Source organism: Pedobacter ginsenosidimutans (assembly GCF_001442625.1).
GTDB lineage: Bacteria > Bacteroidota > Bacteroidia > Sphingobacteriales > Sphingobacteriaceae > Pedobacter > Pedobacter ginsenosidimutans.
Genome location: NZ_LMZQ01000032.1, coordinates 49316 through 56029, shown reverse-complemented (window position 1 = coordinate 56029; position 6714 = coordinate 49316). Strand labels below are relative to the sequence as shown.

General features: G+C 38.1%; 8 protein-coding genes. 4 read left to right on the top strand and 4 right to left on the bottom strand.

Translation table 11 applies throughout. The features are described from left to right. A partial coding sequence (locus tag ASU31_RS22875; protein WP_245224589.1) for a DNA topoisomerase occupies positions 1–1151 on the top strand: 1151 nt, incomplete at its 5' end. Positions 1152–1204: 53 nt separating this feature from the next. Here the strand turns inward: ASU31_RS22875 and ASU31_RS22870 are convergent. The 4 genes from ASU31_RS22870 to ASU31_RS22855 all read right to left on the bottom strand — a co-directional run bounded on the left by ASU31_RS22870 (position 1205) and on the right by ASU31_RS22855 (position 5086). Continuing rightward, a complete protein-coding gene (locus ASU31_RS22870) occupies positions 1205–3118 on the bottom strand; it encodes an AAA domain-containing protein (protein ID WP_057934577.1) in 1914 nt (637 codons plus the stop codon). Positions 3119–3200: 82 nt separating this feature from the next. Beyond that, entirely contained in the window at positions 3201–3584 is a 384-nt protein-coding gene (locus ASU31_RS22865; RefSeq protein WP_057934572.1) for a DUF3037 domain-containing protein, read from the bottom strand. Continuing rightward, positions 3562–4374 (bottom strand): HipA family kinase, encoded by an 813-nt coding sequence (locus ASU31_RS22860; RefSeq protein WP_425339041.1) that lies wholly within the window; start codon positions 4372–4374, stop codon positions 3562–3564. Before ASU31_RS22860 ends, ASU31_RS22865 begins: the two co-directional genes overlap by 23 nt. A gap of 523 nt (positions 4375–4897) precedes the next feature. Then, on the bottom strand, positions 4898–5086 hold the full coding sequence (locus ASU31_RS22855) for a hypothetical protein (RefSeq protein ID WP_057934571.1): 189 nt from the start codon (positions 5084–5086) through the stop codon (positions 4898–4900). Between the two features lie 113 nt (positions 5087–5199). Here ASU31_RS22855 and ASU31_RS22850 point away from each other — a divergent pair, with 113 nt between their 5' ends. From ASU31_RS22850 to ASU31_RS22840, 3 genes are read left to right on the top strand one after another with little or no spacing between them, the layout of a single operon-like run. Then, positions 5200–5580, top strand: a complete 381-nt coding sequence (locus ASU31_RS22850; RefSeq protein ID WP_057934570.1) for a hypothetical protein — start codon at positions 5200–5202, stop codon at positions 5578–5580. Between the two features lie 46 nt (positions 5581–5626). Next, the gene (locus tag ASU31_RS22845; RefSeq protein ID WP_057934569.1) at positions 5627–5830 is read left to right on the top strand and encodes a KTSC domain-containing protein; all 204 of its coding nucleotides are present in this window, start codon (positions 5627–5629) and stop codon (positions 5828–5830) included. 1 nt (position 5831) lies between these two features. Beyond that, a complete protein-coding gene (locus tag ASU31_RS22840) occupies positions 5832–6569 on the top strand; it encodes an endonuclease (protein ID WP_057934568.1) in 738 nt (245 codons plus the stop codon). Positions 6570–6714: the final 145 nt, after the last annotated feature.

Sequence of the window (6714 nt, the reverse complement as noted above, 5' to 3'; positions counted from 1 at the left end):
TTAAGGCTATATCAACCTCGAATTATAAAGAAAAGGAAGAAGTAGAAAAGTTATTTGCGCTTGTAGAGGATGTGGCTTCTGGCTTTCCAACTGGCGGAAACATTACGGCTGTAGAAGCTAAACCAAGAAAGGAACCACCTCCATTATTGCATGACTTAAGCAGTTTACAGCAAGAGGCCAATAAAAAAAAGGGATACACTGCCGATCAAACACTTAATATTTTACAAAACCTGTACGAGAGTAAATTGGTTTCTTACCCGCGTACCGGATCGCGCTACATTGGTGATGATGTTTTTGCCGGAGTTCCAGATTTGATCGCAAAATTCACCGATCATGCTGATTTTGGAAAACAAGCGCAGTTTTTGCAAACCATTACTTTAAATAAGCGAAGTGTTAACGCTAAAAAAGTAACCGATCACCATGCTGTTTTACCTACTGGCGAACAGGCCTATGGGCTAAGCGCAGATAAACAGGCTGTATACGATATGGTTGTTGGTCGTATGATTGAGGCTTTTCACCAGGAATGTATTAAGGAGTTAACTAAAATAACCATTCAATCGGGAGTTACCTTTGTGGCCAATGGAACGGTAATTCGCTCTGCAGGCTGGCGGGCTGTTTTTAATGACCCTGAAGATGACAAAAAGGATGAAGACAATGCCGCCTTACCAAAGGTTGCGGTTGGAGAACAATTGCCTATAACGGAAAAATCTCTTTTAGAAAAGCAGACTAAACCAAAGCCAATGTACAATGAGGCTTCGCTATTAAAAGCGCTCGAAACATGCGGCAAAGAGATTGAAGATGAAGAATTACGCTACGCCATGAAAGATAGCGGTTTAGGTACTCCGGCAACTCGTGCATCCATTATCGAAACCTTAATCACCAGAGAATATATTACAAGGGAAAAGCGGAATCTTGTACCTACCAATAAAGGTTTGGCTGTTTACGAAGTAGTTAAGGATAAACAGATAGCACAGGCTGAACTTACCGGACAATGGGAAAAAAGGTTAGAAGAAATACGCTCAGGCTCATCCGTAAAAGATTTCAAATCAGAAATCACTGAATATACAAAAATGATTACGAACGAACTGCTGATTGCCGGAGCAAGCATATCAGGGAAACTCACAGAAGAAAAGAAACTGGAAAAGGTTTAGCTTCAACTTGCGCCATATAATATGAAGCAGATATAAAAAGGAACCATTTATGGCTACAACTCCATAAATTCCCAGGCGCTGTGGTATGCACCCAATTGTTCTGCATATTGAATAAATTCAGCATAAAAATTAGATTTCGATAATGTAGCGCTATCGCCAATAATAACCAGCTTTTTCCTCGCCCTCGTCATGGCAACATTCATTCTCCTTGTATCTGATAAAAATCCGATACTTCCATCGCCATTACTCCGGGTCAGGCTAATATAAACCACATCACGTTCTTGCCCCTGAAAGCTATCAATGGTATTTACTGCAATTTTATTGCGATATGGATTTAAAATTTCATTTTCCTGAACCAACGCATTTAAAATCTGAACCTGCTGTTTATAAGGGGAAACAATAGCAACAGACGGAAAGTTGTCTGTTAAAGACTGATCTGTCAAATTATTTACTAAATGCGTTAAATGTTTGACCAAAAATGCAGCTTCATCAGGATTGGTTGTACTTGTTCCATCTAATTTTTCGTCAAAACTACAGCCTGCCGTATCGATAAATTGAATCGGCTGATCGCCAGTAAACAATAAATGATCGGCAACAGAGTGATGCGCTATTAACTCACTTTTGTAAAATACCTGAGATGAATACCCCATAATATCTTTGTTCATTCTATATTGCTCTTTTAACAACACAACTGACTCTGGATGAAGATTTACTGCTTTTTCTAGTAAAGTATTACTTAAACCATTTCTGGCCGCTTCATTTGATTTTATGGTTGGAGAAAGCTGAAAATGATCGCCAGCCAATATTACTTTCTGAGCTTTTAAAATCGGTATCCAACAAGCAGGTTCTAAAGCCTGTCCAGCTTCATCAATTACAATGGTATTATACTTTAAATTCCGAACAGTATAGTGGTTGGCTCCCACCAGGGTGGCGGTAATAATCTGTGCTTTAGTAAACAGATTATCCATAATGTACTGCTCTGTTTTTTCTACTTCTTTTCCAATTTTATGCGCTTCATCAAACAAGGCCTTACGTTGATCGCGTTCTGCTTTGCCAAAACTCCGCTTGTATTTGTGGGCCATATTTTTATACTCGCTGGCTTGTTTTTTTAAAGCCTTAATCGTTTTCATCTCCGGATGCTCGGCCATCTGATGATCAAGAGTAGCAGCAAGCAATCTTTCTGAAACCCTTGCTGGATTACCCACACGGATTACTTTTAGCCCTTCAGCAGCTAACTTCTCAGTAAGTAAATCAACAGCAGTATTACTTGGTGCTACCACCAGAATTTTTTGATCGTTGTGTTTAACCAACGATTTTATAGCATGCACAAGTGTTGTTGTTTTTCCGGTGCCTGGCGGACCATGAACCACAGCCAAATGATCAGCTGCAATAATTTTATTCACCGCTAATTGCTGCGAGTCGTTTAGTGTATTTGGAATGATAAATTTCTCTTCTCCCTGAAATGAAGGTTTTTCTCCTTTCGTTAAAATACGGATCAGTTTATTTTCTGATTCATTTTCTGCCAAATGCGTAGCCTGTTTAAGAGCACTCTGCATTTCGTCGTAACTGTTATTATCAAAAAGTAAGTCTACACCGAGTTTGCCATCTCTGGTCCAGTCTGGTAGTTCATCAACACGGAAGCTGATTTTCATCCTGCTACCACTTTGGTGATTTATAATCCCCTCTATCCGATCTTCTTTGGCATCGTGATTAGAAAATAATACCACAGCAGAACCAAAACGGAACTGATGAGAAAAATCCTGATGGGTAGTCCTTTCCAACTCTACAGTTAAATAATCGCCACGGCCTATTTCGGTATTCCTGATTGCAATAGGGTACCAGGTTAAACCCAAGGCCCTCCTATCGGCTGCCGAAGTATTTTCAGTAAGTTTTAAATACGATTGTAAATCTTCGTTGCGTTCGGTATCGAGCAGATCCTGGAGTTTTTTGAAATATTCTTTTGGCAAGGATAAATGGCTTAATTGTTGAATTTCTAGATTGTTAAATTGTTTGCCTGATAACTGAAGACTGCTAATTGTAAACTGTTTACTATAAAACAAGCTCCTTATGCAGCCTTAACAGCGTTTCTTCGGCATCATCGCAAAAGCCAGGATGCACTTTTGAGCATTGCACTACCGTGCTTCTGGTTGCCGTAAGCCACCTAAAACGAGAAGCCTGGTCATATTGACCAATGGGACCTGATCCTTTTGCAGACATACTTATTCTTTCAAAAGCACATAAGTTCTCTTTTAGCTCTTCTAAATCTATCTCCGCAGAAAAAGCCTTTAGCCTTGTCTCATCCAGGGAAAAAACACTTTTTAGAAATTTTTGCTTGGCACAGAACAAAATAATGCCAACATTAATAAATTCTTCACGTTCTACCCTAGGCATTACGCGAATCACAGCGTACTCAAATAAGAATTTCCCTTGCATGCTGTGCTTCTTTTAAGAATATAGTTGAATGAGTTAACCTGGTAGTAAGGAAATGCGTATAGGCATTACGGTGTGCTGCTTTGCTTTCAAAGTTCGTTTCGCCTTCTAACCAGTCGTCAGGGATTAAATTAATAACAGATTTGATCTTTTCAGGGCTAAGTAGTTTGCTGAATTCATCATTTACACTTTCGAGTTCAGTAGCCCACGGTAACAATACGTGATCTTTAACCAAAAAGAAGGGTTTAATAGCCTGTTCTTCCCAATTTTGCCAAGAATGATGAAAATATAATGCAGCACCATGGTCGATTAACCAAAGCTCCTTATGCCACAGCAACATATTGGTGTTTCTGCAGGTACGGTCCATGTTGGTTAAAAAACAATCTAGCCATACAATCTGCGAAGCAAGTTTAGCATCAACGGTAGTTACAGTCGGATCGAATGTTATTGCGCCAGATAAATAGTGTAACGCCAAATTTAAGCCCACGCTGGCCTTTAGCAGATCCTGGATTTCTTCATCGGGTTCTGTTCTCCCAAAAGCTTCATCTAAATTGGCAAAAACCAATTCAGGTACACGCAAACCTAAATAGCGGGCTATTTCGCCACCAATTAGTTCGGCAATTAAAGCCCGGGTCCCCTGTCCGGCTCCTCTAAATTTCAGTACATATAAAAAGTTATCATCCGCCTCGGCAATAGCAGGCAAAGAGCCACCCTCGCGCAAAGGCGTAACGTATCTGGTTACATTTACCGTTCTAAGTTGTAAATCGTTCATATCTGCAGATAGAATGACCATTTATTTTATTTAGGCACAATTCTAAACTTGCTGCAAATTTAGCAGAATTCCAACAATAAATTGGTCAAAGTTTAGTCGTAAAGATTCTGATGGGAGGTCTGCTGATCAATCGTTAAAAATAAACAGTTATTTTTTTGAAGCGCAAAGCCAGTAGCCATTAGTGAGGGTTCAGTCCTGCTGTGCATTCCCCCGAAGAAAAATCGGGGTCCATTTCCATCAGGACTATATGGCTAGAACAGTAATTTATTTCAAAGTCAGGGTGTTAAGTGAGTTGGCTACTGCAGGGAAAACGAAGCTAAGAGCAGGGACCAATTAACTTAAACCCGACCATAGTGAAATGCCCCGGTTCTTCATCGGGGCAGAAACGGGGACGGGATTACCTTAAGCGAAGAACCACTCCAATTGCTTTCCAAATCATAGAGATAATCAATTTATTTTGACGCTCTCCTTTGTTCAAATGAGGTCTTAAAGTTTTTACCTTCCATACAGAACTCCATCAGATTGCTGAATTCTTTGATCCCTGCTAATCATGCCCCAAATAAGCATTTCCTGCAGGCGTCATAGCAGACGACCATTGTACCGATTCGCGGTTAATTTTAATCAGGCCCATGCTTTCTAATTCTTCATACTCTTCTTCCATCCCACCTAAAACCGAAGAACTAACCTGTTGATTGATTACCTCTAAAAGAGATATAATTTCTGATCTTTCCATAACAATAAGTGATTAGATATATCTTAATTAACATAAATATACTCAAAATGTTTATCGCTTAACTAAACATTTTCAAGGCTTTAAGGTTGTACTTATACCTGAATTTGATTACCATGGAAGCACACATATATTATCTCTTTGTAATGGCCTTACCCGTAGCTTGCATCGCATGGACAGTTACCAAAGAAGAAATATTTAAAGAAGCACGTGAATTTTGTGTAGACCGTTCGAAGAATTGTAATAAGTTGATTAAACGAAAGTTTTTTTATGTTTTTACCTGCGAATATTGTTTCAGTCATTATGTAACGGCAATCTTGCTTTTCATAACCAAATTCAAGTTAATTTATCCCGATTGGCGTGGTTATGTTATTTCCTTCTTCGCTATTGTATGGATTGCCAACGTTTATATGAGTTTGTATAACATCATCAGAATTGACCTTAAAAAGGAAAAAATTAAGGTAGCGAAAGAAGAATCGGAGCTTAAAAACGATTAAAACCATTTTTAAATGCAGCTGTTTTTTAAGGTGTAAACCTAAAGTTATGCCATCATCAGTAATCAACTATTTTAGTTATGATGCAGCTGCTAAAATACTTAAAATCATATTCGTAACAGATATAGTATACCGCTACAAAAATGTTCCAGAGCGGGTTTATAAAATGTTAAAAGCCTCTGGATCAAAAGGACGGTATTTTAACAGCAACATTAAGGATAAATTTAAATTCCAGAAACTCGAGGAAGAATAATATGCCCGAAGGTCCATCAATAGTGATATTAAAAGATTTAGTCAAAGCGCTCCATTTGGGTAACCCAGAAGTACTGGAAGTGGCAGGCAATGCAAAAAATTTAGACAAGGATAGATTGCTCCATGAAAAGATCCAGGATTTTAAGAGCTGGGGTAAACATTTCCTGATCTGTTTTAACGATTTCACAATCCGTATTCATTTTATGCTATTTGGCAGTTATTTAATTAATGAGCGTAAAAAAGCGCCATTAAAATTGGGACTGATCTTTAAAAAAGATGAATTAAACTTTTATACCTGCAAAATTGACCTCCTGGAAGGAAATGTTAAAAAACATTACAACTGGGAAAACGATGTAATGGCTGATGAGTGGGACAGCAGTGCAGCTATTAAAAAGTTAAAAGAAAAACCCCAGGCGGCGGTTTGCGACGTATTGCTGGATCAGCAGATTTTTAGTGGAGTGGGTAACATTATTAAAAACGAGGTTTTATATCGTACTTGCATACATCCCTTAACCAAAATTGAAAATTTACCACCTGCAAAATTAAAGGCAATGGTTAAGGAAGCCAGAAATTATAGTTTTGATTTTTTAAAATGGAAAAAGGAAAATACATTAAGTAAGCATTGGGAGATATATAGTCGGAAAGAGTGCCCGCTTAAACATAAGATGGAGAAAAAGGAACTCGGCAGAACACATCGACAGACTTATTTCTGTAAAAAATGCCAAAAACTATATGTCTAGCTAAAAAATATTTTTTGGCTTAAAATTCCCCACTCAAAAACATAAATCACTAAATGTTAAGCGTTTAAATTATAGTACAACTTTTATCAAAACAACGAACTATAATCTTAAAGTAAAAGAAATGTTAAACTTTTAGGAATTCCCT